22 protein-coding genes and 2 rRNA genes are annotated in these 23873 nt (G+C 71.0%); 16 read left to right on the top strand and 8 right to left on the bottom strand.

The genetic code is table 11. The features are described 5' to 3' along the window. Positions 1-94 (top strand): 23S ribosomal RNA (locus J2847_RS25690); the annotation flags it as partial. A 153-nt stretch (positions 95-247) separates the two neighbouring features. Further along, positions 248-363, top strand: a 5S ribosomal RNA gene (gene rrf / locus J2847_RS25685). 238 nt (positions 364-601) lie between these two features. Here rrf and J2847_RS25680 read toward each other — a convergent pair. The 6 genes from J2847_RS25680 to J2847_RS25655 all read right to left on the bottom strand — a co-directional run bounded on the left by J2847_RS25680 (position 602) and on the right by J2847_RS25655 (position 7925). Then, on the bottom strand, positions 602-2149 hold the full coding sequence (locus J2847_RS25680) for a PepSY-associated TM helix domain-containing protein (protein WP_209781625.1): 1548 nt from the start codon (positions 2147-2149) through the stop codon (positions 602-604). Then, positions 2146-2436, bottom strand: coding sequence for a hypothetical protein (locus J2847_RS25675; RefSeq protein WP_209781624.1), 291 nt, complete (start codon positions 2434-2436; stop codon positions 2146-2148). Before J2847_RS25675 ends, J2847_RS25680 begins: the two co-directional genes overlap by 4 nt. Next, a complete protein-coding gene (locus tag J2847_RS25670; protein WP_209781623.1) occupies positions 2433-4916 on the bottom strand; it encodes a TonB-dependent siderophore receptor in 2484 nt (827 codons plus the stop codon). The genes J2847_RS25675 and J2847_RS25670 overlap by 4 nt, the downstream gene beginning before the upstream one ends. A gap of 171 nt (positions 4917-5087) precedes the next feature. Further along, on the bottom strand, positions 5088-6137 hold the full coding sequence (locus J2847_RS25665) for a FecR family protein (protein ID WP_209781622.1): 1050 nt from the start codon (positions 6135-6137) through the stop codon (positions 5088-5090). A gap of 35 nt (positions 6138-6172) precedes the next feature. Continuing rightward, positions 6173-6733 (bottom strand): RNA polymerase sigma factor, encoded by a 561-nt coding sequence (locus J2847_RS25660; protein WP_209781621.1) that lies wholly within the window; start codon positions 6731-6733, stop codon positions 6173-6175. A 247-nt stretch (positions 6734-6980) separates the two neighbouring features. Beyond that, on the bottom strand, positions 6981-7925 hold the full coding sequence (locus tag J2847_RS25655; RefSeq protein ID WP_209781620.1) for a LysR family transcriptional regulator: 945 nt from the start codon (positions 7923-7925) through the stop codon (positions 6981-6983). 239 nt (positions 7926-8164) lie between these two features. Between J2847_RS25655 and J2847_RS25650 the strand changes: the two genes are divergently transcribed. From J2847_RS25650 to J2847_RS25600, 11 genes are all read left to right on the top strand, one after another. Further along, entirely contained in the window at positions 8165-9058 is an 894-nt protein-coding gene (locus tag J2847_RS25650; protein ID WP_209781619.1) for an ABC transporter ATP-binding protein, read from the top strand. Continuing rightward, positions 9055-10569 carry an ABC transporter permease gene (locus tag J2847_RS34315; RefSeq protein WP_233474775.1) on the top strand — a complete coding sequence of 505 codons (1515 nt, stop codon included), beginning with the start codon at positions 9055-9057 and terminating at the stop codon, positions 10567-10569. The genes J2847_RS25650 and J2847_RS34315 overlap by 4 nt, the downstream gene beginning before the upstream one ends. A 74-nt stretch (positions 10570-10643) precedes the next feature. Beyond that, positions 10644-11681 carry an amidohydrolase family protein gene (locus J2847_RS25640; RefSeq protein WP_209781618.1) on the top strand — a complete coding sequence of 346 codons (1038 nt, stop codon included), beginning with the start codon at positions 10644-10646 and terminating at the stop codon, positions 11679-11681. Continuing rightward, entirely contained in the window at positions 11678-12655 is a 978-nt protein-coding gene (locus tag J2847_RS25635; RefSeq protein ID WP_209781617.1) for an ABC transporter substrate-binding protein, read from the top strand. Before J2847_RS25640 ends, J2847_RS25635 begins: the two co-directional genes overlap by 4 nt. Positions 12656-12666: 11 nt before the next feature. Then, positions 12667-13476, top strand: a complete 810-nt coding sequence (locus J2847_RS25630) for an SDR family NAD(P)-dependent oxidoreductase (protein ID WP_209781616.1) — start codon at positions 12667-12669, stop codon at positions 13474-13476. Then, positions 13473-14279 carry a sugar phosphate isomerase/epimerase family protein gene (locus tag J2847_RS25625; protein WP_209781615.1) on the top strand — a complete coding sequence of 269 codons (807 nt, stop codon included), beginning with the start codon at positions 13473-13475 and terminating at the stop codon, positions 14277-14279. The genes J2847_RS25630 and J2847_RS25625 overlap by 4 nt, the downstream gene beginning before the upstream one ends. A 42-nt stretch (positions 14280-14321) precedes the next feature. After that, on the top strand, positions 14322-14879 hold the full coding sequence (locus J2847_RS25620; protein WP_209781614.1) for a cupin domain-containing protein: 558 nt from the start codon (positions 14322-14324) through the stop codon (positions 14877-14879). 35 nt (positions 14880-14914) lie between these two features. After that, on the top strand, positions 14915-15703 hold the full coding sequence (locus tag J2847_RS25615; protein ID WP_209781613.1) for an SDR family oxidoreductase: 789 nt from the start codon (positions 14915-14917) through the stop codon (positions 15701-15703). A gap of 44 nt (positions 15704-15747) precedes the next feature. Next, the gene (locus J2847_RS25610; RefSeq protein ID WP_209781612.1) at positions 15748-16521 is read left to right on the top strand and encodes an SDR family NAD(P)-dependent oxidoreductase; all 774 of its coding nucleotides are present in this window, start codon (positions 15748-15750) and stop codon (positions 16519-16521) included. Beyond that, complete coding sequence (locus tag J2847_RS25605; protein ID WP_209781611.1) at positions 16518-17213, top strand: ThuA domain-containing protein; 696 nt, start codon at positions 16518-16520, stop codon at positions 17211-17213. The genes J2847_RS25610 and J2847_RS25605 overlap by 4 nt, the downstream gene beginning before the upstream one ends. A gap of 31 nt (positions 17214-17244) precedes the next feature. Next, positions 17245-18135: a TauD/TfdA dioxygenase family protein gene (locus J2847_RS25600; protein ID WP_209781610.1), complete on the top strand. Its 891-nt coding sequence runs from the start codon at positions 17245-17247 to the stop codon at positions 18133-18135. Positions 18136-18186: 51 nt separating this feature from the next. On the opposite strand, the gene J2847_RS25595 is transcribed toward J2847_RS25600, so the two are convergent. Then, positions 18187-19683 (bottom strand): class I adenylate-forming enzyme family protein, encoded by a 1497-nt coding sequence (locus tag J2847_RS25595; RefSeq protein WP_209781609.1) that lies wholly within the window; start codon positions 19681-19683, stop codon positions 18187-18189. Further along, positions 19680-20858 (bottom strand): acyl-CoA dehydrogenase family protein, encoded by a 1179-nt coding sequence (locus J2847_RS25590; RefSeq protein ID WP_209781608.1) that lies wholly within the window; start codon positions 20856-20858, stop codon positions 19680-19682. Before J2847_RS25590 ends, J2847_RS25595 begins: the two co-directional genes overlap by 4 nt. 207 nt (positions 20859-21065) lie before the next feature. On the opposite strand from J2847_RS25590, the gene J2847_RS25585 reads away from it, so the two are divergent. From J2847_RS25585 to J2847_RS25575, 3 genes are read left to right on the top strand one after another with little or no spacing between them, the layout of a single operon-like run. Beyond that, positions 21066-21890 carry a phytanoyl-CoA dioxygenase family protein gene (locus tag J2847_RS25585; protein WP_209781607.1) on the top strand — a complete coding sequence of 275 codons (825 nt, stop codon included), beginning with the start codon at positions 21066-21068 and terminating at the stop codon, positions 21888-21890. Between the two features lie 5 nt (positions 21891-21895). Further along, on the top strand, positions 21896-23017 hold the full coding sequence (locus J2847_RS25580) for an alcohol dehydrogenase catalytic domain-containing protein (RefSeq protein ID WP_209781606.1): 1122 nt from the start codon (positions 21896-21898) through the stop codon (positions 23015-23017). Beyond that, the gene (locus J2847_RS25575) at positions 23010-23849 is read left to right on the top strand and encodes an enoyl-CoA hydratase-related protein (RefSeq protein ID WP_209781605.1); all 840 of its coding nucleotides are present in this window, start codon (positions 23010-23012) and stop codon (positions 23847-23849) included. Before J2847_RS25580 ends, J2847_RS25575 begins: the two co-directional genes overlap by 8 nt. The last annotated feature ends 24 nt before the right edge of the window (positions 23850-23873 follow it).

The raw sequence follows: 23873 nt of genomic DNA, 5'->3' as shown, positions 1-23873 counted from the left end.
GAGCCGTGACAGACCATCACGTCGATAGGAGGCGTGTGGAAGGGCGGCAACGCCCGAAGCTAAGCCTTACTAATCGCTCGATCGGCTTGATCTCCCACAACAAGGCGCGCCGCGCGCAGCGGCAAGCCCGCTTCCACCCCACGGCCAACACGCCGTTTCGATCATCCTCAGAACACGTCACTTGCACGAAAGCGCGAACGCGAAACGCTCCGGTTGGACGAGACGTCCGGTTCCTGTGCCTCGGTGACCTGGTGGTCATAGCGAGGTGACAAACACCCGATCCCATCCCGAACTCGGCCGTGAAAAGCCTCTGCGCCGATGGTACTGCGTCTTAAGGCGTGGGAGAGTAGGTCGCCGCCAGGTCCCCAAGGCACAGGATTAATCAGACTACACAAAAACTCGCACGACCAGGAGCTTCGCCAAACGCGCGCCATCTTCACCGAACACGCGACACCTTCACCAAGGGCCCGCTGCGTCACAGACGCGACGGGCCTTTTCGCGTTGGGGATCCCAGGGTTAGTCGTCCCTGTCTGGATGATGGTCTGCCGAGCAGGATGGCGACCCTTGATCCTGATCGGCAGCGTCCCGTTGCCATGCCGAGTTACAGGCCGCGCCGCAGCAGCGCCTCGCGCGGTTGGTCGATGTGCCGATGCGCCGCATGGAAGCGGCGCCAAGCCAGCAGTGTGAACAGGGCGCCCGCCGCCAGCGCGGTCAGGTCGATGCCGGCCACCCCCCACAGCCCACGTGTCAGCGTCACCCCAAGGTGGGCATGGCTGGTCAAGGCGTTCACCAGGGGAAGGGCGATCCACAACAGCGCAGCCGCCGCCATCTGCTCACCCCAGGCGCGTTGGACACCGCGCAGGACCGGGTGCAGGGCCGCCAGCAGCCATGCGGCGAAGAAGGCGACGACCTCCAGCGTCTCCCGGCCAGCCAACCCGTCGGGCAACAGGCGATTGGCCCAGAAATAGGCGGCGATGGCGACCGGGAGGCCGACCATCACAGCCAGATTGGCGCCGTCGGCCAGACGCAGACCGAAAGACGCGGTCGCCTCCCGCTTGCGCCGCTTGATGATCCAGTAGACCTGCCCGGTGCCGATCATCGCGGTTCCCGCCAGCCCGCACAGGATCATCGCCAGCCGCAGCGGAGCGTCGGCGAAGCGCATCATGTGCAGGCCGTAGGCGCCGGCCCGCGTCGCGGCGGCGGCGCCCGTCCCGTCCCAGACCTTCCGCACCGCGCCGGTCGTGCCGTCGAACAGGATGGCCTCCGGCGTGATCACCACCCGGTCGGCATCGGTGCGCTTGACGAGGATGGTGGCGGCGGCGTCGCCGGGGTTGTCGACGACGACCCGCCCCGGCCGCCCGCCATCCCAGCGCCGCGCCGCCTCCGCCAGCAGCGGCTCCACGGCGGCGAGGGCGGTGGCCCGTCCCGAGGCGGCCGGCGGCATCGGTTCGGCGTAGACCGCCGCGTTGAACTCGGCCGGCCGGTCGCCGAAAGCCGCCTGCAAGCCCCAGGGCAGATAGAGCAACATCAGTGGCACCAGCCCGGTCACGGTGATCAGCGCGTGGTAGGGCAGCACCAGGATGCCCAGCGCGTTGTGGACGTCCATCCACAGCCGTGTGCGCGAGCGGTTGGGGCGGAAGGCGAAGAAATCCCAGAAGACCCGCCGGTGGATGACGAAGCCGGTGATCAGCGCCACCAGCAGCGCCACTCCGGCGATGCCGACCAGATAGCGCCCCGCCACGCCGGGAATCCGCAGGTCGAAATGGAAGTAGTAGAGGAAGTCGCCGCCGTAGGTCGCCCGCGCCTGCACCGGGCGGCCGTCCGCCGGCTCCAGCGTCAGCCGGCGGAAGCCGGGCTGCACGCCCGGCCGGTTGTAGACATAGACCTGGGTCGCGGTCTCCCGCTCGTCGGGCAGCATGATCAGCCAGCGGCGCGCCTGCGGCGCCTCGCGCGACAGGGTGGCGATGGCCGCCGCCGCGGCGTTGGGGCTGTCCGCGGCCTCGACCCGTTCGGGCTGCATCCAGCGGGTGATCTCGTGGCGGGCGTAGGCGGTGGTTCCGGTCAGGAAGACGCAGAACAGCAGCCAGCCGACCACCAGCCCGCCCCAATTGTGCAGCCACGTCATCGACAGGCGGAAACTGCCGTTCATGCCCCGGTCCCCGCCACGTTTTTCAACAGGATGGCCACCCCCCAGACCGCCGCCGACAGACCGGCGGTCCAGGCCAGGGCGCGCAGGGCACTGGCGGCTGCGAACACCATCACCACGGTCAGGACGCAGGGCGGCAGCGCCGCCATGGTGGCGGTCAACACCGCTTCCGACCGGTCCTGCAAGGCCGGCAACACCAGCGCCAGCGCCGCCGCCGTTCCCGCCGCCAGGGCATAGCCACCGGCGACGGCGGTCGCGGTCCGCAGCGCGATCTCGACTCCCCGTCTCACCAGGAATACTTCAGCGAGCCGATGACGGTGCGGCGCAGGCCGTAATAGCAGTTGGTCGCCCGCGAGCAGGCCGAGACATACTGCTTGTCGAACAGGTTGCTGGCGTTGACCGCCGCCTGCACGCCCAGGAGATGCGGATGCAGATGGGACAGGTCGTAGCGCAGGGCGGCGTCCACCAGCGTGTGGGACGGCACCTTGAAGCTGTTGGCCGGATCGCCGTAAGTGAAGCCGACATGGCGCACGCCGATGCCACCGCCCAGCCCGGCCAGCGGGCCGTCCTGCACCGTGTAGTCGCCCCAGGCCGAGGCCGAATGGGTCGGCACGGCGACCGGCCGCTTGCCGCGGTTGATGTCGTTGCTCCTGGTCACCTCGGCGTCGAGCCAGGTGTAGCTGGCGACCGCGTTCAGCCCGTCGGCGAGGCTGACGCGCGCCTCCGCCTCGATGCCGCGTGAGCGGATCTCGCCGGTCTGGATGTTGAAGTTGGTGTGCTGCGGGTCGGCGGTGGTGACGTTCTGCTGGGTGATGTGGAAGGCCGACAGGGTGAGCAGGCTGCTCGATCCCGGTGGCTGGTACTTCAGCCCGGCCTCGTACTGCTGGCCGGTGGTGGGCTCGAAGGGCCTGCCGGCGAAATCGCTGCCGGCGGTCGGCTCGAAGGATTCCGAATAGCTGGCGTAGGGCGCCAGACCGTTGTCGAACAGGTAGAGCGCCCCGACCCGGCCGGTGAAGGCATCGGCCTGTTGGGCCGAGGTCCCCTGATTCAGCCGGTTGCGCTGCCGGGTCTCGGCCCAATCCTGCCGCCCGCCCATCAGCAGAACCAGCCCGCCCCACTTGATCTGGTCCTGGGCGTAGACGCCGGTCTGGGTGATGCGGGTGGCGATGCTCTGGTAGATCGGCGGATCGGCGATCGGCAGGCCATAGGCCGGGTTGAAGATGTCGAGGGATGGCGCCGTCGCCAGCCCGCGCACCGTGTCGCTCTTCAGCCTCTGGTGGTCAACGCCGGCCAGCACGGTGTGGCGCAGCGCGCCGGTGTCGAAGGTCGCCTGGATCTGGTTGTCGATGGTCAGATCGTCGGCGCGCTCGCTGAGCGAGAAGGCGCTGCGCCGCATGGTGCGCAGGTCGGGCTGGAGACCGGCGGCGTAGAGGCCCTTGTAGCTGAGGTCGTTGTGCAGGTAGCGGGCGTTCTGCCGCACCGTCCAGTGCTCGTCGAACCGGTGTTCGAACCGGTAGCCGATGCTCATGGTCTTGCGGTCCCAGTCGTTGAAGTTGGGATCGCCCATGAAGACGCTGGTCGGCAGCTTGCCGTTGGGGTTGGGCAGCAGGGTGCCCTGGGCCGGCAGGAAGTTCAGCGGCGAACCGTCGAAATTGTCGCGCTGGTAGAGGCCGACCAGGGTCAGGCTGGTGTCGTCGGTCGGCCTCCAGGTCACCGACGGGGCGGCGGCCAGACGGCGGCGCTCGGTGAAGTCGGTCTGGGTTTCGGTGTCCAGCCCGATGCCCGCGAAGCGGTAGGCCAGCCGGCCGTCGCCGGTCACGTCGCCGCCGACATCCAGCGCGGCCTGCTTGCGGCCGTGGCTGCCGGTCTGAAGCAGGATTTCGTGCCTGGCGTCGGGGGACGGCTGCTTGGTCACCATGTTGACCAGACCGCCGGGACTGGCCTGCCCGAACAGCACCGAGGCCGGGCCCTTCAGCACCTCGACCCGCTCGAACAGGTAGGGATCGATGCCGGAGGTCAGATAGCCGCTGCCCTTCAGCCGCAGCCCGTCGAGATACTCGTTGAAGGACACGCCGGTGGTGCCGTCGCCGCCGAAGCCGCGCACCGAGATGCCGTCGCCGCCGAAGGAGGAGGATTCGCCGTTGCGTCCCGTGGTGACGCCGGAGGTGTAGTTCAGGACGTCGGCCAGATTCTGCGCCGCCTGGGCGTCCATCTGGTCGCGGGTGACGACGGCGATCGACTGCGGGGTTTCCAGGATCGGCGTGTCGGTCTTGGTGGCGGTGGCGCTCTGGCGGGCGACATAGCCCACCACCGGGCCGGTCGCCCGTTCACGCGCACCCTGCACCGTCACCGGATCGAGCACCACGCCGCCGGTCTGCGGCCGCGACAGCACGGCGCGGCCGGGGCCGGTCATCTGGAACGACACGCCGGTGCCCGACAGCAGGCGGCGCAGCGCGTCGTCGGCGCTCATGGTGCCCGACACGCCGGGGGAGGCCACGCCGCGCGCCACCTCGGCCGGGAAGCCGACCTCCCAGCCGCTGGCCGCGCTGAAGGCGTTGAGAGCCGTCACCAGCCCCTGCGGCGCGATGTCGAACCGCTGCCCCGCCGCTTGCCCCGCCGCCTGGGCCACCTGTCCGTCGGCCTTCGCCGCCGCCGCGACACCGCTCCCCGCCGTGGCCGCACCCGCCATCGCCGAGGACAGCAGCACCGCCCGCAGCAGAGCCGTTCCCCGGCGCGCGCCCGCGCCCCTTCCCATGATCCCCAAACCCATCGCCGTGCTTCCCCATGATCACGATGTCTCAAGCCGCCGGGTCGGCGTCGCGGATTGCAAGTGCGACGCATTCCGAAAGGCATGCCGACTTGACGTTCGCGGATCGGGAAAAGCGGAATTTTTTTTGTGGACGCGCCGCGAGCGGAGAGGCGCGGGGGAGGGACCGGCGGATCAGGGGCGCGGGCGCAGGATCAACAGGGCGTCGGAGATCCGCAGCGTTTCGGCGCGCACCAGCTCCGCGAGGGACGCCGCCGTCCGCACCGGATCGTCCAGCCGGTAGTTGCCGGTGATCCGCCGGGCGGCGAGGGAATCGGGAACCACGATCAGGCCCCGATGATAGCGGTCCAGCTCACCCAGAACCTCCCCCAGGGGGCGGTCCTCGAAGACCAGCCGGCCATCGACCCAGCCGAGCGCCGCGGTCAGATCGGTGGGGTGGGGCAGGCCGATGGCCGACGCGGTGACCGCCACCTCCTCCCCCGCGCGCAGGCGCACGGCGGGATCGCCGGGCCGTGCGACGTCCACGGTGCCGTGCCGCACCGTCACCGTCACCCGATCATCCAGGTAACGGACGGCGAAGGCGGTGCCGACCACGGTCACGACGGCGGGACCGGCCGCCACCCGGAAGGGGCGGGTGGGATCGGGCGTCACCTCGAAGAAGGCGGCCCCGCGCAGCAGCCGGGTCCGCCGTTCGGCCCCGGCGATGTCGGTGGCCAGCGCCGTCCCCGTGTCCATCAGCACCCGCGACCCGTCGGCCAGCACCACGCGCTCCTGCGCGCCGGTCGCGGTGCGGTGGTCGGCCCGCAGGCGCAAGGGCAGGTCGGACGCCCAGCCCAGACCGACCGCCACCAGCACCGCCGCCGCCCATGCCGCCACGCGCGCCGCTTGGCGCCGCGCCGGCCGGTGCGGCCGGGATCGGGATTGGAATCGTCCGGAGGGCGGCACCCTCGCGGCGTCCGCCGGCATGATTGCCGGCGGCTCGGGCGCCGGCGCGGTGTTTGGGGGGGCGGTGCTGGGTAGGGCGGCGGCGGCCAGCGCGTCCGTGAAGAGGGGCGAGGCCCACATGCCTTGCGCCAAGTCCCAGGCGCGGGCGTTTCGGGGATCGGCGGCGCACCAAGCGGCGCAGGCTTGGCGACACTCCTCGCCCACGTCCTCCGCCTGTAGGCGGAGGAACCAGTCGAGCGCCTGTTCCAGCGGCAGGGAAGGGTCGGTGTCGTCAGGCATGGAGGTCGCGTGTGGTGCCGTCACGGTCTTTCACCTTATAAGACGTCCGGGCGGGGAGAAACCCGCAATCCCTCGCGATCGAGCCGTGCGAAAACCTCCAGGCAGGCCAGCAGGGCGGTTTTCAGATCCTTCTGCACCGTGCTGACCGAAACGTCGAGCCGTTCGGCGATCTGCGCATGGGACAAGCCTTCCATCCGGTTCAGCAGAAGGATGCGGCGTTGCCGCTCGCTCAAGGCCGCCAGCGCGGTTTCCATGCGGAGCAGCCGCTGGCGGTCGCCAACCTCGGTTTCCGGGGAGGGCAGGGCGGCGGCGACCTCCTCCATCCCCTCGGCGGTGAGGTCCTGAACCATCACCGCGGCGTGCCGGCGCTCCCGCCGCAAATGGTCGAAGGCCAGATTGCGCGCCGTCTGGAAGAGGAAGGGCACCGGATGGTCCACCGGCCGGCCGCGTTCCGCCGCCCTCACCTTGAGATAGGCCTCCTGGGCCAGATCCTCGGCGGTGGCGACGCTGCCCACCATGCGGGCCAACAGCCGGACAAGCGCGCCCCGATGTCCGACGAAAACGGCGTCGAGCGTCGGCTTGGCGGTGTCAACCATGCGTCACCGGCCAGGGAACCGGTGCGTTCATGCGAAGCTGATCGGGCATGGCGTAGCCCCGTTCCTCCACCAGAAAAGCGGCGTGGCCGCGCCATGACCGGAGCATGACGGGATGACTGTAGTTAAAATGCGAACGATTCGCAACGCTCCGTGCGGTGTGGCGATGGTCCTCCGGGGCACGACGCGGGATCGTTCCGAGATTGGCAGGCCCTGGGGCGCCGGGCAGGAGGGGGGATGACTCGGACGGTCATGGCGCGGAGGGGCGTCCGTCCACCGCGCTGGTGAAGTTGCCGTCGCTGCGCCCGAGTTCGTCGAGCAGCTCGTCGATGATGCGCAACGCCGGACCCGTGGTGGCGTCCGGCTCGGCGTCGGACCGCCGCACCAGGAACAGCGTGCGCGTCAGCGGCGGCTCGCTCACCGGCCGGATCGCTAGGGCGCCGGCGCGCACCTCCTGCGCGACCGCGCTGTGCGGCAGGATCGCGCAGGCCAGCCCGCGCTTCACCACGTCCTTGATCGCCTGCATGGAATCGAGCGAGAAGGCCACCCGTGGCACCAGCCCGTGCGCGGTCATCGCCCCGGTCACGAGGCGGCGGACCAGATCGCCCTCGTTGGGCATCGCCAGTTCGGCGGTGGCCAGCGCGGCGAGCGGCACCGGCCCGCCGGTGTCGAAGGTCGAGCCGGGGTGGGTGACGAGGCAGAGCGCCTCGTCCAGCCGCGCCTGCCGGTGCAGGGACCGGCTGTCGGGCACGCTGTAGGCCAGCGCCAGATCGAGCTTGCCCGACGCGACATGGTCGATCAGCGCGTGGCTCAGTTCCTCGAACAGCTTCAGCTCGACGGTGGGAAGCGCGGTCCGCAGCCGCTCCATCAGCCGGCTGGTCAGCAGCCCCGACAGGCTCGGCGTCAGCCCGAGCGCCAGCGTGCGCGGCGCCTGCCCCGACGCCTCGCGCAGACGGCGCTTCAGATCCTGCAAGCGTCCCAGCATCAGCCGGGCCTCCTCCAGGAAGAGTTCCCCGGCCGGCGTCGGGTGGGTGCCGGTCACCGTGCGGACCAGCAGGGGCACGCCGAACTCCCGCTCCAGCGCCTTGATCTGCACGCCGAGCGCCGGCTGGGCGATGTTCAGGACCGCCGCGGCCTTGCTGATGCTGCCGAGTTCGCACACCAGCACGAAGCTTTCCAATTGGCGGCTGCGCATGGCGCCCGTTGCTCCCGTCGCTTGGCCTGTCGCTTGGTGGATCGCCGCAGGCTCGCATCGGGTCGTCCGGGGGGCAAACAATTTTTCTATGGGGGTGGTCTGAAGCTGTCCTGGACAGGTCCTGCCCCATGCCCTTGTATGTTTAGACAACAAACTATCAGACGCCGGACACGCACCCGCCAGCCGGCTGCCAGAGGGGAGACAACCGCATGCGTGGCCTGTCGTCAGAACGAGCGCCGATGCCCTCCGATCCGTCCGGCGCGTCCCGGCCGGTCCAGCCGATCCCCTTCGCGCGGGCGGCCACGACGGACAGCCACGCCGTGCTGACCGGCGTCACCCGCGTCTTCGGCACGGCGGTCCACGCCCTCGGGCCGGTCGATCTGGAACTGCGGCGGGGCGAATTCTTCTCGATCGTCGGGCCGTCCGGCTGCGGCAAGTCCACCCTGCTCGACGTGCTGGCGGGCTTGAGCCTGCCCAGCGACGGCACCATCACCTTCGAGGGCAAGCGGGTGCGCGGCACCGTCCCCGACGGGGTCGGCGTGGTGTTCCAGGAAGACGCCTCCTTTCCCTGGCTGACGGTGCGCGACAACATCGCCTTCGGGCTGCGCCGCGCCGGCTTCCGGGGCGCGGAGGTCGACGACCGGGTGCGCCACGCCATCGACTTCATGGGGCTGAACGACTTCGCCGACGCCCACCCCAGCCAGCTCTCTGGCGGCATGCGGCAGCGCGTCTGCATCGCCCGCACGCTGGTGATGCGGCCGCGTCTGGTGCTGCTCGACGAGCCCTTCGGGGCGCTCGACCAGCAGACGCGCCTGCTGATGGGCGACGAGCTGCTGCGGCTGTGGCGGGCCAGCGGGGCGACGGTGCTGCTGATCACCCACGCGCTGGACGAGGCGGCGATGCTGTCGGACCGGATCGGCGTGATGTCGGCCCGTCCTGGCCGCTTCATCGAGATCGTCGAGACCGGCTGGCCGCGCGACCGCACCAGCGCCATCGCCGGCGATCCGGCCTTCGGCGCGATCACCACCCGGCTGTGGACCACGCTGCGCGAGGAATCCATGAAGGCGATGGCCAACCAGCGGACCGGCCAGCGGACCGGCCAGCGGGCCAATCAGAAGGGGGCCGGAGCATGAAGCCGGCCGGTGTCGTCCGCCTGCTGATCACCGCCGGCGCCGTCCTGCTGCTGGAGGCGGCCTGCCGCTCCGGCATGGTCGGGCGCGGCAGCATGATCCCGCCGTCCGAGATGCTGGCCGAACTGGTCCGGCTGATGGGGACCGACGGCTTCTGGACGCAGATCGGCTCGACCCTGCGCAACATCCTGGCCGCCGCCGTGGCGGCGATGGCCGCCGGCTTCGCCGGGGGCGCCACCCTGCACGCCTTCCCCCGCGTCCGCCGCGCGGTGGAGCCGCTGATCGCCAGCTACTACGCCTTGCCCTTCTTCGTGCTGTACCCGCTGTTCATCGTGCTGTTCGGCATGAACGCGGTGCCGATCATCGCCATGGGCTTCCTCTACGCGGTGATGGCGATGGTCACCGGCACGCTGGCCGGGCTGGACCGCATCCCGCCGGTGCTGCGCAAGGTTGGCCGCACCTACCGGCTGGGGCGCTTGCAGGACGCGCTGCTGATCCAGCTTCCGGCGGCGGGGCCGCACATCTTCACCGGGGTGAAGCTGGCGCTCAGCTATTCGGTCACCGGCGTCATCGGCGCCGAGTTCATCCTGGCCAGCAGCGGCCTCGGCTACTCGATCTCCTTCGCGTACAACAACCTCCAGGACCGGACGATGTACGCGCTGCTGCTGTTCGTCGTCGTCTTCGTCTCCACCCTGACCGTGCTGCTGCACTGGGCCGAGCAGAAGGTCCACCACCGCTCCGGCGCCGGCCGCGGCGCGGCGGCGCGCGGCGACGCCGGGACGGGCGAGAAGCTGCTGGCCGGCGGCGTCATCGCGCTGCTCATCCTGGGGGCGTGGCAGGTCTTCCACGGGCTGGCGGGCGACGAGGCTCTGGCCTCGCCGCTGGTCACGGCGCAGCGGCTGGGCAGCCTGTTCGGCAACCCGGTCTTCTGGGCCAACGTCACCGAGACCGCGCAGGCTCTGGGCCTGTCGCTGCTGATCTCCTGCCTCGGCGGCGGGCTGGCCGGGCTGCTGATCGGCGCCAGCCGCAGCCTGTCGGACGTGCTGGAGCCGCTGTTCGTGACGCTCTACGCCATTCCGAAGGTCACGCTCTACCCGGTGATCCTGCTGTTCTTCGGGCTGGGCATGCCGGCCAAGGTGGCGTTCGGCGCGCTGCACGGCTTCATCCCGATGATGCTGGTGACCATGGGCGCCATCCGCGCGATGAACCCGGTGCTGCGCCGCTCGGCCCGCGCGATGCGGCTGAGCCCGATGCAGACGCTCTCGACCATCCTGGTCCCGGCGACGGTGCCGGAGATCGTGACCGGCCTGCGCATCAGCTTCTCCATCACGCTGCTGGGCGTGATGGTGGGCGAGATGTTCGCCTCCAAGCGCGGGCTCGGCTTCATGATCATGAACGGCATCAGCGTCAACGACACCGCGACGATGATGAGCGTCACCGTGCTGATCGGCCTGTTCGCGGTGGTGGTCAACAGCGCGCTGCTGGCGCTCGACCACCGCATGCACCGGGCCTGAGCCCGCGCCAAGGCCGCCCGCTTCCACCCGTCTTCCAGAACCCGCTGCCGAGCAGTCCGGGAAGGACCCCCGTCATGCCCATCGAGACCGCCACACTGATCGACGTTCACGCCCATGTCCGGCTGGAGGCGACCAACGGCGCCGCCGGCGTCCATGGTCCCGAGCACGGGGTGGACGAGAACGGCCTGCCCTGGTACCGCGTCGGCAACTACCGGCTGAGCGGGGTGCGCCACGCCAACAGCCCCTTCACCGACCCGGAGCTGCGGCTCCGGCGCATGGAGACGGCCGGGATCGACTTCCAGGTGCTGTCGGCCAGCCCGCTGAACTACTTCCACCACATCGACGTGCCCTCGGCGGTGTCCTTCTGCCGGCGCCACAACGACGCGCTGGCCGAGCTGGTCAACCGCTACCCCGACCGGCTCGGCGGGCTGGCGGCCCTACCGATGCAGGAGCCGCTGGCGGCGAAGGAAGAGCTGGAGCGCTCCGTGACGGAACTCGGCCTGTGGGGGGCGGCGACCGGCACCGAATTCGCCGGCGAGCCGCTGCACAGCCCGGCCTTCGACCCGCTCTACGAGGCCTTCGTCAAGCTCGACGTCCCGCTGTTCCTGCACCCGGCGCCGGCCGGGATCGACGGGCCGCCGGGCGATCCGGCGCTCAAGCGCTTCGACCTCGACGTCATCATCGGCTTCGCCGCGCAGGAGACCATCGCCGTCGCCACCCTGATCTTCGGCGGCGTGCTGGAGCGTCATCCCAGGCTCGACGTCTGGATCAGCCACGGCGGCGGGGCGGCGGCCTTCGTCGCCGGGCGGCTGGCGCAGGCCGGGATCAAGCGCCCCTGGGCCAGCCAGTCGATGAAGAAGGACGGTGCCTTCGAGGAGATGCTGTCGCGCCTGTGGTTCGACACGCACCTGAACGACGACCGCTCGCTGGCCTTGCTGACCCAGGTGGTCGGGCCGGAGCGGCTGGTGTTCGGCACCAACTTCGCCGGCTGGGACCAGCCCGAGAACGGGCACCACGGGGCCGTCTCCCCCGCGCTGGCCGACAACGCCCGCCGCCTGCTGAGAAAAACCGGAACGCACCAAGCCAGAACGCACCAAGGAGGAACGCCATGACCATCACCCGCTTCCTGACCCGCACCATCGCGGCGGTGCCGCTGCTGGGCGGCCTGCTGGCGGCGCCGCAGGCCGGCGCGCTGGAGATCATGGCGTCCCATTACGGCGCCCTGCTGAACACCGCCCCGATCGCCGTGGCGCTGGAGCGCGGCGACTACAAAAAGAACGGCGTCGACGTCACCGACGTGATGAGTTCGGTCGGCGGCGGCACCGGCATCCGCAACATGGTCGGCGGCGGGCTCGGCTACGGCATCGTCAGCACCTCGACGGCGCTGGCCGGCATCAAGCAGGGCATGGACATCCGCATCGTCCACACCGCGATCCGCCGGGTCGACGACCTGCTGTGGGTGACGCGGCCGGACAGCGGCATCTCCTCGATCAAGGATCTGGTCGGCAAGAAGGTCGGCATCACCGCGCCGAAATCCTCGGGCGAGCTGCTGGTCAACATGGCCTTCGAGGCCGCCGGCTATCCCGGCAAGGCCGACATGGTGGCGCTCGGCTCGGTCGGCTCGGGCCTGTCGGCGCTGGAGCAGGGCGGTGTCGACGCGGCGCTGATCCTGGAGCCGCTCTACAGCGCCCGCAAGGATCGCTACAAGGTCGCCTTCTCGCTGGAGAACCTGCCGTCGATGACCCCGACCGTCGGGGTCGCCACCGGCGATTTCATGCGCAAGAATCCGGAGCAATTGCGCGGCCTGCTCGCCGCGTGGCGCTCGGCGGTGAACTTCATCTACGAGAACCCGGAGGAGGCCGCGAAGATGGTCTCCAAGCGCTACGGCGACACCCTGCCGCTGAACGTCGCCACCATCTCCATGAAGCGGATGGCCGAGATCAAATACTGGAGCCAGGGCGAGTTCGACATGGACGCCCTGAACATCTGGGTCAAGGGCATGGAGCGCCTGGGCGAATGGTCCGGCCCGGTCGACTGGTCGAAGGTGCTGGACGGCTCCTTCCTCGCCGCCGACCTGCGGAACTGAGGGCGCCCGGCATGACGCAGGATGGGGCTCTGGGCCAAAACCCGCTGGCCGTCATCATCGGTGGCGGCAACGGCATCGGCGAGGCCACCGCCCGGCTGATGGCCGAACGCGGCTGGCGCGTGGTGGTGGCCGACCGCGATCCCGGCGCGGCCGAACGGGTGGCGGCGGACATCGGCGGGGCGGCGGTGACGCTCGACATCGCCGACGCCGTTGCGGTCGAGGCGGCCGGTGCCGCCATCGAGGCGGCGCACGGACCGGTCGGCGCGCTGGTGGTCGCCGCCGCCGTCTTCCAGGACGTGCTGCCGCCCGCCCAACTGCCGCTGGAGGCGTGGGAGCGGACGGTGCACGTCAACCTGACCGGCACCTGGTACGCCAACCGCACCTTCGGCACCCGCATGGCCCGGCACGGGCGGGGCAGCATCATCAACATCGCCTCGATCGCCGCCATCGGCTCGGTGCCCGTCCACGCCTACGCGTCGAGCAAGGCGGCGGTGGTCAGCCTGACGCTGAACCTCGCCGGGGAATGGGGCCGCGCCGGGGTGCGGGTCAACTGCGTCTCCCCGGGATCCACTCTGGTGCCGCGCGTGGCGGAGCGGATCAGGTCCGGCCGCTACGCCGCCGACCCGGCGGAGTTCACCGCGCTGGGCCGCATCGTCCAGCCGTCGGAGGTGGCGGAGACCATCGAGTTCCTGGCCTCGGAGCGGGCGTCGGCGATCACCGGGGTCAATCTGGTGGTCGACGCCGGCTGGCACGTCGCCGGTACCTGGGCGCAGTATGGCGGCGTTCGTCCCGCCCCGGAACGGGTGGGGAGCGCCGGATGAATCCGCTCTCGCTCTCCCACTACACGGTGCCGGAGCTGTCGCCGCCGGACATGGTGACGGTCGCGGCCGAGGCCGGCTGCGCCCATGTCGGCCTGCGCCTGCTCGGCGGACAGCCGGACGGCGAGCCGATGCCGCTGCTGGCCGACCCGGCCCTGCGCCGCGCCATGAAGCAACGGATGGCCGACAGCGGCGTCACCGCGCTCGACGCCAACACCGCCCGCGTGCTGCCCCACACCGACCTGGACGCCTTCTGCCCCTTCCTGGAGGTGGCGGCGGAACTCGGCGCCCGCCATGTGCTGGCGACCGGCGACGATCCCGACGAGGGGCGGCTGGCGGCGCGGCTGGGGCGGCTGTGCGACGACGCGGCCGGCTTCGGGTTGACCGTGCAGTTCGAGTTCGTGTCGTGGATGAGCATCGCCAGCGTCACCGACGCCGCCCGTCTGGTGATGCGCGCCGACCGGCCCAATTTGGGCATCGCGCTCGACGCCCTGCATTACGACCGCTCCGGCGGGACGCCGGCCGAGGTGGCGGCGGTGCCGCCCGGTCTCTTCGCCTACATGCACCTGTGCGACGCGCCGCGCGGTTACGCCAACGACCGCGACTCCCTGCTCCATACGGCCGTGAAGGAGCGGCTGTTTCCCGGCGAGGGCGGCATCGATCTGGCGGGGCTGCTGCGCGCGCTGCCGCCCGGCCTGCCGCTCGCCCTCGAAATCCCGACCGCCACGCTGGCGCGGACGATGGACGCGCCGGCCCGCGTCGCCCGCGCCGTCGCCGCCACCCGCCGCCTGCTGGCGAGCCTCTGACCGGCCCCCACCACCGGCCCCTGATCAAAAGGATCCTCCATCATGGCCAGCCCCGAATCCGGATCCGCCATCCGTGCCTGCGCCCAGGCGGTGATCCAGGCCATCGAGACGCACGGGCACGACACCGCCCGTCTGAGCGAGGCCCTGCGCGGCCCCGTCGCCGCCCTGGTCGCCCGCCCGGACCTGCGCGAGGCGGGGGTGCCGCGCGTCGGCAACCACGTCGCCAACTCGCAATACCTCTATTACGACGGCGACCTGTCGATCCTGCTGTTCGAGCTGCCGAACGGCAAGCCGGTGCCCACTCATGACCACGGCAACTGGGAGACCATGGCGGTCTACCGCGGCCGGGTGAAGCACACGGTCTACGAGCGGCGCGACGACGGCTCCGTCCCCGGACAGGCCGACTTGACGGTGATCGACGACCGCGTGCTGGAGCCGGGCGACAGCGTGGTGATCGCGCCGCCGGCCGACATCCACGGCTTCATGGCGCTGGAGGACGACACCTGGGGCATCACCGTGGCGAGCGGCACCTACAAGGCCGAACGCTGCTATTTCCAGCCCGACGCCGGGACCGTGGTCACCCGGAAACCACACGGCTGAGAGACCAGGACGGACGTGGAAGGGGAGCGGCACGCATGGATCTCGGATTGAAGGGCAAGGTCGCGCTGGTGCTGGGGGGCAGCCAGGGCATCGGGCGGGCGGCGGCGCTGGGCTTCGCGCGCGAAGGGGCGAGCGTCGCCTTCTGCGGCCGCGACCCCGAGCGGCTGGAGGCCGCCCGGACGGCGCTGGAGGCCACCGGCGCGCCGGTGCTGGCCGTCCGCGCCGACGTCGGCAGCCCCGCCGACGTGGAACGGCTGGTGGGAGAGACGGTCGCCGCCTTCGGCACCATCCATATTTTGGTCAACAACGCCGCCGGCCCCCGGCCCGGCCGCTTCGACACGCTGGACGGGGCGGACTGGGAGGCGGCCTTCCGCCTGACCCTGATGTCGGCGGTCAACGCCACCAACGCGGCGCTGCCCCACATGCGGCGGCAGGGCTGGGGGCGGATCGTCACCATCAGCTCCTACTCGGTCAAGCAGCCGATCGGCGAACTGATGCTGTCCAACAGCCTGCGGCTGGGCGCGCTCGGCTGGGCCAAGACGATGGCGACGCAGCTCGCCGCCGAGGGCATCCTGGTCAACACCGTCTGCCCCGGCTGGACCGCGACCGACCGCATGACCCAGGTGGTCGGCGCCCGCGCCGCCGCGCAAGGCCAATCGTCCGACGAGGCCGCCGCCGGCATCGCCGCCGGGATTCCGCTCGGCCGTTTCGCCCGGCCCGAGGAGATCGCCGACCTCGTCGTCTTCCTCGGCTCGGACCGGGCCAGCTACATCACCGGCACCGCCATTCCCGTGGATGGCGGCATCGTCCAGGCCGCGCTGTGACGCGCGCTTCCCACGCTTTGGCTTTCCACGCTTCGGAGGACTCCATGACCAAATCCGCTCTGGTGACCGGGGCCGGCGGGGGGCTGGGCGCCGCCATCGCGCGCCGTCTGGCCGAGGACGGCTACCGCGTCGCCCTGCTCGACCGCAATCCCGCCGGGCTGGAGGTCGAGGCGGCGCGCATTCCGGGCGCACTCGCCTTCCAGGCCGACGTGACCGACGAGCACCAGATCGAGGCGGTCGTCGCGGCGATGACGGAAGCGTTCGGCGACGGCCCCGACGTGCTGGTCAACAACGCCGGGATCGTCCGCTTCGGCGACATCCTCGACCACAGCGTCGCCGATTTCCGCAGCGTGGTGGATGTCAACTTGACCGGCACCTTCATCGTCACCCGCGCGGTGGCGCGGCGGATGGTGGCGCGCGGATCGGGGGCCATCGTCAACATCACCTCGCTCAACGCCGTCGCCCCCAGCCCCGACGCCGGGGCCTACCCCGCCTCCAAGGCCGCCGTGGCGCTGCTGACCGAGCATCTGGCCCTGTCGCTCGCCCCGCGCGGGGTGCGGGTCAACGCGGTGGCCCCCGGCTTCATCGACGCCGGCATGTCGGCGCCGATCTACGCCGACGAGGCGGTGCGCGAGGTGCGCGGCGGCGCGGTTCCCGCCCGCTCGCTCGGCACCGCCGACGACGTCGCCGACGCGGTGCTGTTCCTGGCCTCGGACAAGGCGCGCTACATCCACGGCCAACACCTGATGGTCGACGGCGGCGTGTCCTTCAGCCTGAAGATGCACCTGCCCCGGCGCGCCCCGCCGGTCAAGCGATGACCACCGGGCCCCGCAACCTGATCCTGACCGGCGGGATCGGCCACCCCTTCGACGATGCCGCGCCGGCCCTCGGCGGCGTGCTCGGCGAGGCCGGCATCCGCTCCACGGTCACCGACGACATCGAGGGCGGGCTCGCGGCGCTGGAGGGCGGGGCGTTCGATCTGCTCACCGTCTACGCGCTGCGCTGGGGGATGCTGGGCAGCGAGAAATACGCCCCCCACCGCGAACGCTGGGCCTTCTCCCTCTCGGCGGCGGGGCGGGAGCGGCTGTCCGGCTTCGTGACCGGCGGCGGCGGGCTGCTCGGCCTGCACACCGCCCTGATCTGCTTCGACGACTGGCCGGAGTGGCGGGATCTGCTGGGCGGCGCCTGGGTCTGGGGGCGCTCCGCCCACCCGCCGCGCGGACCGGTCACCCTGCGCCCGACCGCCGCTTCCCACCCGGTCACCGCTGGTTTGCTCCCCTTCACCGTGACCGACGAGGCCTACGGCGACTTCGATCTGGCCCCCGGCGTCGAGCCGCTGGCGACGGTCCAGGCGGAAGGCGGTACCGCTTGGCCCGCCCTGTGGGCGCGCTCCGTCGGCGACGGCCGCGTGGTGGCCGACACGCTGGGCCACGACCGCGCGACGCTGGAGCATCCGGCGCATCGGCAAATCCTGACGCGCGCCGCCCTGTGGGCCTGCCGCCGCCTCTAGAAAACATTGATTCGACAAGGAGATCGACGTGATGGACCAACTGCACGCACAGACCGCCGCCGCCCCGCCGCCGCCCGGCACCGTCCCCCTCTTCCGACCGCTGTCCGGGGTGCTCGGCGCCGAGACCGACGCGCTCGACCTGTCCCGCCCGCTCGACGCGGCGACGGTCGAGGCGGTGCGCGCCGCCTTCCGCGACCACCATCTGCTGGTGATCCGCAACCAGTCCCTCGACAAGGAGCGCATGTACCGCTTCGCCGAGCTGTTCGGCCCGATCGAGAGCCACATGATCCGGCTGGCCGACGGGTCGAAATGGGACGCGGTGCACACCATCACCAACCTCGACGCCGCCGGAAACCCGGTGGCCAAGCCCTTCATCAGCTCCAACTATTTCTGGCACACCGACAAGTCCTTCCTGCCGGAACCGTCGCTGCTGACCATGCTCCAGGCGGTGGAGCTGCCGCCCAACGGCGGCGACACCCAGTTCGCCGACATGACCAAGGCCTACGACGCGCTGCCCGACGCCACCAAGCGGCGGATCGAGGGCATGAAGACGGTGCAGAGCCTGGAGTTCATGCGCCGCTACACCGGCAGCGCCCCGCCGACCGAGGAGGACATCGCCGCCGCCCCGCCGGTCGCCCACCCTCTGGTGCGCGTCCATCCCGAGACCGGCCGCAGGAGCCTCTACATCGGCATGTACAGCTCCCACATCGAGGGACTGCCGGAGGAGGAGGGCCGCGCCCTGCTGGAGGAACTGCTGGCCCACGCCACGCAGGAGCGTTTCCTCTACGTCCACACATGGCGGCTGGGCGACCTCGTGTTCTGGGACAACCGCTGCCTGCTGCACCGCGCCGTCGCGAATTTCGAGATGGGCAAGCACCGCCGCGTGCTGATGCGCGTCGTGGTGAAGGGCGAGGCGCCCTGAATCGATGGCGGGACGGGGAGCCGCGTGGGCGGGCCCACCGTCCCCCACCGATCATGAGCGCTTTCCCGCCGGCCTGAGATCGACGGTGCCGGCGAGCCGGTCGAGCAGCAGGTGGCGCTGGATCTTCTGGGTCGCCGTCTTGGGAATCTCGGGCCGCACTTCCACGAAGCGGGGGTGCATGAAGGCCGGGAGGCGGCCCTGGAGGAAGGAGGCGACCTCCCACGGGTCGAAGCCGGGCCGGGGCACGACGACCGCCTTGACCTCCTCGCCCAGGATGTCGTCCGGCACGCCGACGACGGCGCAATCCTGGATGGCGGGGTGTTTCAGCAGGGCGAGTTCGATCTCGGCCGGGGCGATCATCTCGCCGCCGCGCCGGATCAGCTCCTTCAAGCGCCCGTCGAAATGCAGGAAGCCGTCTTCGTCGAGGAAGCCGCGGTCGCCGGTGTGCAGCCACAGGTTCCGGGTCGCCGCGACGGTCGCCTCGGGCTTCTTCCAGTAGCCGTCGAACATCAGGCCGGGGCGGGCGGGGCGCACGACGATCTCGCCTTTCGCGCCGGGTGGAAGCGGGGCGTCGTTCTCGTCCACCACCCGCAGCTCGGTGTCGGGGCGCGGGGCGCCGACCGAGCCGAAGCGCGCGGCCGTGACGCTGTTCATCGTCACCCAGCCGCCGGTCTCGGTCATGCCGTACAGCTCGCGCACGGCGATGCCCAGCCGTTCCTCGATCTCGCGCCAGACGCCGGGCGGGGCGCCGCCGCCGACCGCCCAGCGCAGGGCGTGGTCGCGGTCGGGTTCGCTCAATCGCTTGGCCAGGATGCTCAGCACCGTGCCGACATAGGTGAAGCCGGTGGCCTCGTACCGCCGCGCGTCGTCGAGCAGCCGCGAGGCCGAGAAGCGCGGCAGCAGAGCCAGCGCCGCCCCGGCGTGCAGGCAGGACATCACCCCGTACATCTGCGGGTTGGCGTGGAACAGCGGCAGGAAGACCAGGACGCGGTCGGCCTCGGTCAGCCCCAGCGCGTCGGTCATGTGGGCGCCGGCCAGCTCGTAGCAGGCGTTCGGGATGACCGCCCCCTTGGGCAGCCCGGTGGTGCCGGAGGTGTAGAGGATGGCGTTGGCGGTGCCACCGGGCAGGGCGAGCCGTCGGCGCGGCGCGCGGGTCAGCCCGTCCACCGTTTCGAAACGCTCGTCCATCGCCAGCAGCGCCGGGGCGGTGCCGGGCAGGTTGGGCCGGAACTCCTCCTCGGCGATCAGCAGCGTGGCCTCGCTCTGCTCCAGCAGGTAGCGCAGGCCTTCGCCGACGAGCGACGTGTTGAGCGGCACGGCGATGGCGCCCAGCTCCGACAGGGCGAACCAGGCGACGAGGAAGCCGGGCCGGTTGCCGACCAGCATCGCCACTGTCCGCCCGGCGGCGACACCCTGGGCGGCGAGGCGCTCGACGGCGGAATCGACCAGGGCGGCCATGGCGCCGTAGGTGATGGTCCGTTCGCCAAACAGCAGGAAGGGGCGGTCGGGCGTGGCGGCGGCGCGGGCGTAGAGGGCGTCGGCGATCACGGGCGGTCCTCCCGGTGTCTGGCCGCCTGTTCGGCTGTCTGTTCGGCCGCGTGCTGTTGCAGGCGCTTGGCGATGGTGTTCTTCAGGATCTCCGACGAGCCGCCGGCGATCTCGTAGGCCTTGGCGTCGCGCAGGTAGCGCCCGAAGCGCGCCGATTCCATGACGCCGTAGGCGCCGCAGATCTGCACCGCGCGGGCGGCGGTGTCGGTGGCGACCCGGCTGGCCAGCAGCTTGGCCTCGCTGCCGAAGCGCGCGATGTCGCTGTGGCTGTCGAGCGCCCTGGCGGCGCTGTGGGTCAGCAGGCGGGCGGCGTCGATCTCCGCCAGCATGTCGGCGAAGTACCATTGGATTCCCTGGAAATCCAGGATCTTGCGGTCGAACGCGCTGCGCTTGGCGGCGAAGGCCAGGGCGCCGTCGAAGGCGGCCCGCGCGATGCCCAGGCTGATGGCGGCGGCCATGGTGCGCGAATAGTCGAGCGTCGTCACCGCCTGCCGCACGCCCTTGCCCTCGACACCGATCAGATGGTCGGCGGGCAGGGACACGCCGTCGAGCACGAGGTCGACGTGCGGCCCGTTGCGCAGCCCGAAGGTGGCGGCGTTCGGCCCCTCCTCGGTCGAGACGCCTTCCATGCCCCGGCGCACGAAGAAGGCCGACACGCCGACCGGCGTCTCCGCCAGGATCACATAGGCTTCCGCCGCCGAGCCCGACGTGATGAAGGATTTCCGCCCGGTCAGCACCCAGCGGTCGCCGTCGCGCAGCGCCTTGGTGTCGAGGCTGCGGATGTCGCTGCCGTGGTTGGCCTCGGTCAGGGCGTAGGAGGTGATCAGGCCGCGCCCGAACTCCGGCAGGACGGCGGCCTTCAGGCTGTCGGCGCCGAACAGCCGGATGATGGTCTGGGCCTGGAGGATGGTGATCAGGCTGATGCCGACGGCGGCGCTGGCGTAGGACGCCTCCTCGAACAGGGCGGCGCAATGGGCGAAGCCGAGGCCCGCGCCGCCCTGGTCCGGCGTCAGGGTCAGGCTGTTGTAGCCGTGGCGGGCCAGCGCCTTGACCGCCGCGACGGGGTAGACGTCGTCGCGGTCGATGGCGTCGGCCTGCGGCTCGACATGCTCGGCGACGACGCGCCGCAGCGGTTCGAGAAACTCGGGCTCGACCAGATTGGTCCACAAAGCCATCGTCCCGTTTCCTCCCATGTTTCAGGCTTATGTTTCAAGCGGTTGCCCCGTGGACGCCGGGTTGGGCACCGGGGGCTCGGAGCCACCCTATGGTTCGTAAAACAGATCGTTCAGATTCTGATTGATCTCGTCTCCATACGATAATACGGTACCGATATATCGGCTGTGCATCAACAATATCTTGAAATTCGCCCCGAGGAGGAAGCCATGAGACTGACGGACGCCCAGATCGCCGAGTATGAGGAGCGCGGGTTCCTGGTGTTCCCCGGACTGGTGTCGCGCGAGGAGGTCGAGATCCTGCGCCGCGACCTGCAACGGGTGGCGGGGCTGGAAGCCGAGGGGGTGATCCGCGAGAAGACCGGCAGCGTCCGCTCGGTGTTCCGCGTCCATGACGAGCGCGGCCCGACCGCCTCGCCGCCCTTCCAGGCGCTGGCCGAACTGCCGCGCGTGCTGGACCCGGCCCGTCAGGTGCTGGGCGACGAGCCGGTCTATGTCTACCACACCAAATGCAACCTGAAGGACGCGATCGACGGCGCCATCTGGCAGTGGCACCAGGATTACGGCTATTGGAAGACCGACGGCGTCGACCGGCCGGACATGACCACCTCGCTGCTGATGCTGGACGAGGCGACGGAGATCGGCGGTTGCCTCTACTTCATCCCCGGCAGCCACAAGCTCGGCCGCCTCGACCCGGAGATGGACGAGACGACGACCTCCTACAAGCTGTGGACGGTGCCCAAGCAACAGGTCATCGACATCATGACCCAATTCGGCGACCCGGTGGCGATCACCGGCAAGCCCGGCACCGTGGTGCTGTTCCACCCGAACATCGTCCACGGCTCCGGCCACAACATGTCGCGCCATTCGCGCTGGCACATCTACACCGTCTACAACCAGGTCTCCAACCGGCCCCACGGCGTCGAGAATCCGCGCCCGGAATGGGTGGTGGCGCGTCGCTGCGAGCCGCTGGCCACCGGCGACGACGACGCCATCCGGCGGCTGGACGCCACCGCCTCCCAGGCGGCGGAGTAGGGAAGATGCCGGGAACGCCCTTCCGGGCGGCGGTGCTGCGCGAGGTCGGCGCGCCGCTGTCCATCGAACCGCTGACGCTGGCCCCGCTGGAGCCGAACGACGTGCTGATCCGCATGCACGCCGCCGGCCTCTGCCACACCGACCGCGAGGCGATGACCGGGGCCTTCGGCGTGCCCGTCCCGGTGGTGCTCGGCCATGAGGGCGCCGGGGTGGTCGAGGCGGTCGGCTCGGCCGTGCAGCGGGTGAGGCCGGGGCAGCGCGTCGTCTGCACCATCTACGCGGCCTGCGGCCAATGCTACTACTGCCGCCACGACCAGCCGATGCTGTGCGAGGCGGTGGTGCCCAACCACCGGGCGGCCACCCTGTCCGGCGGGCGCAAGCGGCTGCGCGACGCCGATGGAGCCGAGGTCGGGCATTTCCTCAGCGTCTCCTCCTTCGCCGAATACGCGGTGGTGCCGGAGGCGGCGGCCATTCCGGTGCCGGACGAGATGCCGTTCGACCGCGCCTGCCTGCTCGGGTGCAGCGTCATCACCGGCGTCGGTGCGGCGCTGCGCGTGGCGAAGGTCGGTCTCGGCGACAGCGTGGTGGTGGTCGGCTGCGGGCCGGTCGGGCTGAACGTGGTGCAGGGCGCCCGCCTCGCCGGCGCCGGCGCCATCGTCGCGGTGGACCGCCGCGCCGACAAGCTGGAGCGTGCCGCCGTCTTCGGCGCCACCCACACCATGCTGGTGGAGAAGGGGGAGGGCGTGGCGGAGCGTGTCCGCGCCCTCACCGGCGGGCGCGGCGCCGACCACGCCTTCGAGGCGGCGGGGGTGATCGGCTCGCTCCAGGACTCGGTGGACTGCACCCGGCCGGGCGGCAGCGTCACCATCCTCGGCAAGACCGATCCCAACCGGCTGGTCGAGCTGCGCTTCGGCTCGATCGCCGGCGAGCGGCGGATCCTGCGCTCCAGCCTGGGCGGCGCGCGGGCGGCCGACGATTTTCCGGCCTACGCGCGGGCCTATCTCGACGGCCGGCTGTGCCTGGACGAGCTGATCGACCGGCGTGTGGCCCTGGAGGGCATCAACGACGCCTTCGAGGACGTGGAGCGCGGCGACGTGATCCGCGCCGTGGTGGTGATGCATGAGTGACGCAACCGAGACTCCTTGCTCCGAGGACGCCGGCACCGTCCGGCTGGAGCGCCGTGGCGCCGTGGCGATCCTGACGCTCGACGCGCCGAGGACCCGCAACGCGGTGACCGACCCGCCGGTGCTGGACGCGCTGGTGGCGGCGCTGGAGGCGGTCGGGGCCGACCGGAGCGTCCGCGCGCTGGTGCTGACCGGGGCCGGCAAGGCTTTCAGCGCCGGCGGCAACATCCATGACATCCGCAACCGGCGCGGCATGTTCGGCGGCCCGGCCGACCAGGTGCGCAACGCCTACCGCGAGGGTGTGCAGCGCATCCCCCGCGCCATGGCGGCGCTGGAGGTTCCGGTGATCGCCGCCATCAACGGCGCGGCCTATGGCGCCGGCTGCGATCTGGTCTTCATGTGCGACCTGCGCGTCGCGGGCGAGTCGGCGCGCATCAGCTCCAACTTCGTCAAGCTCGGGCTGATCTCGGGCGACGGCGGCCTGTGGTTCCTGTCGCGCGTCGCCGGCCCGGCGGTCGCCGCCGAGCTGGCCTTCACCGGCCGCGCGGTGAGCGGGGCGGAGGCCCTGGCGCTGGGGCTCGTCTCCCGCGTCGTGCCCGACGGGGATCTGCTGCCCGTGGCACTCGCCCTGGCCGGGGGGATCGCCGCCAACCCGCCGGAGGCGGTGCGGATGACCAAGCGCATGCTCCAGCAGGCCGGGCGGGTCGATCTGCCGACCATGCTGGACATGGCGGCGGCGCTCCAGGGCATCTGCCACGCCGGGGAGGAATCCCGCCTCGCCATCGCGGCGGCGGGGCCGGCGCCGCAAGCAGCGGCATCCAAAGAAGAAAAATAAGGACGAGACGCCCACACGCACAAC

It is taken from the genome of Azospirillum agricola, assembly GCF_017876095.1.
GTDB classification, from domain to species: Bacteria; Pseudomonadota; Alphaproteobacteria; order Azospirillales; family Azospirillaceae; genus Azospirillum; species Azospirillum agricola.
This window is presented reverse-complemented; position numbering and strand designations above follow the sequence as displayed.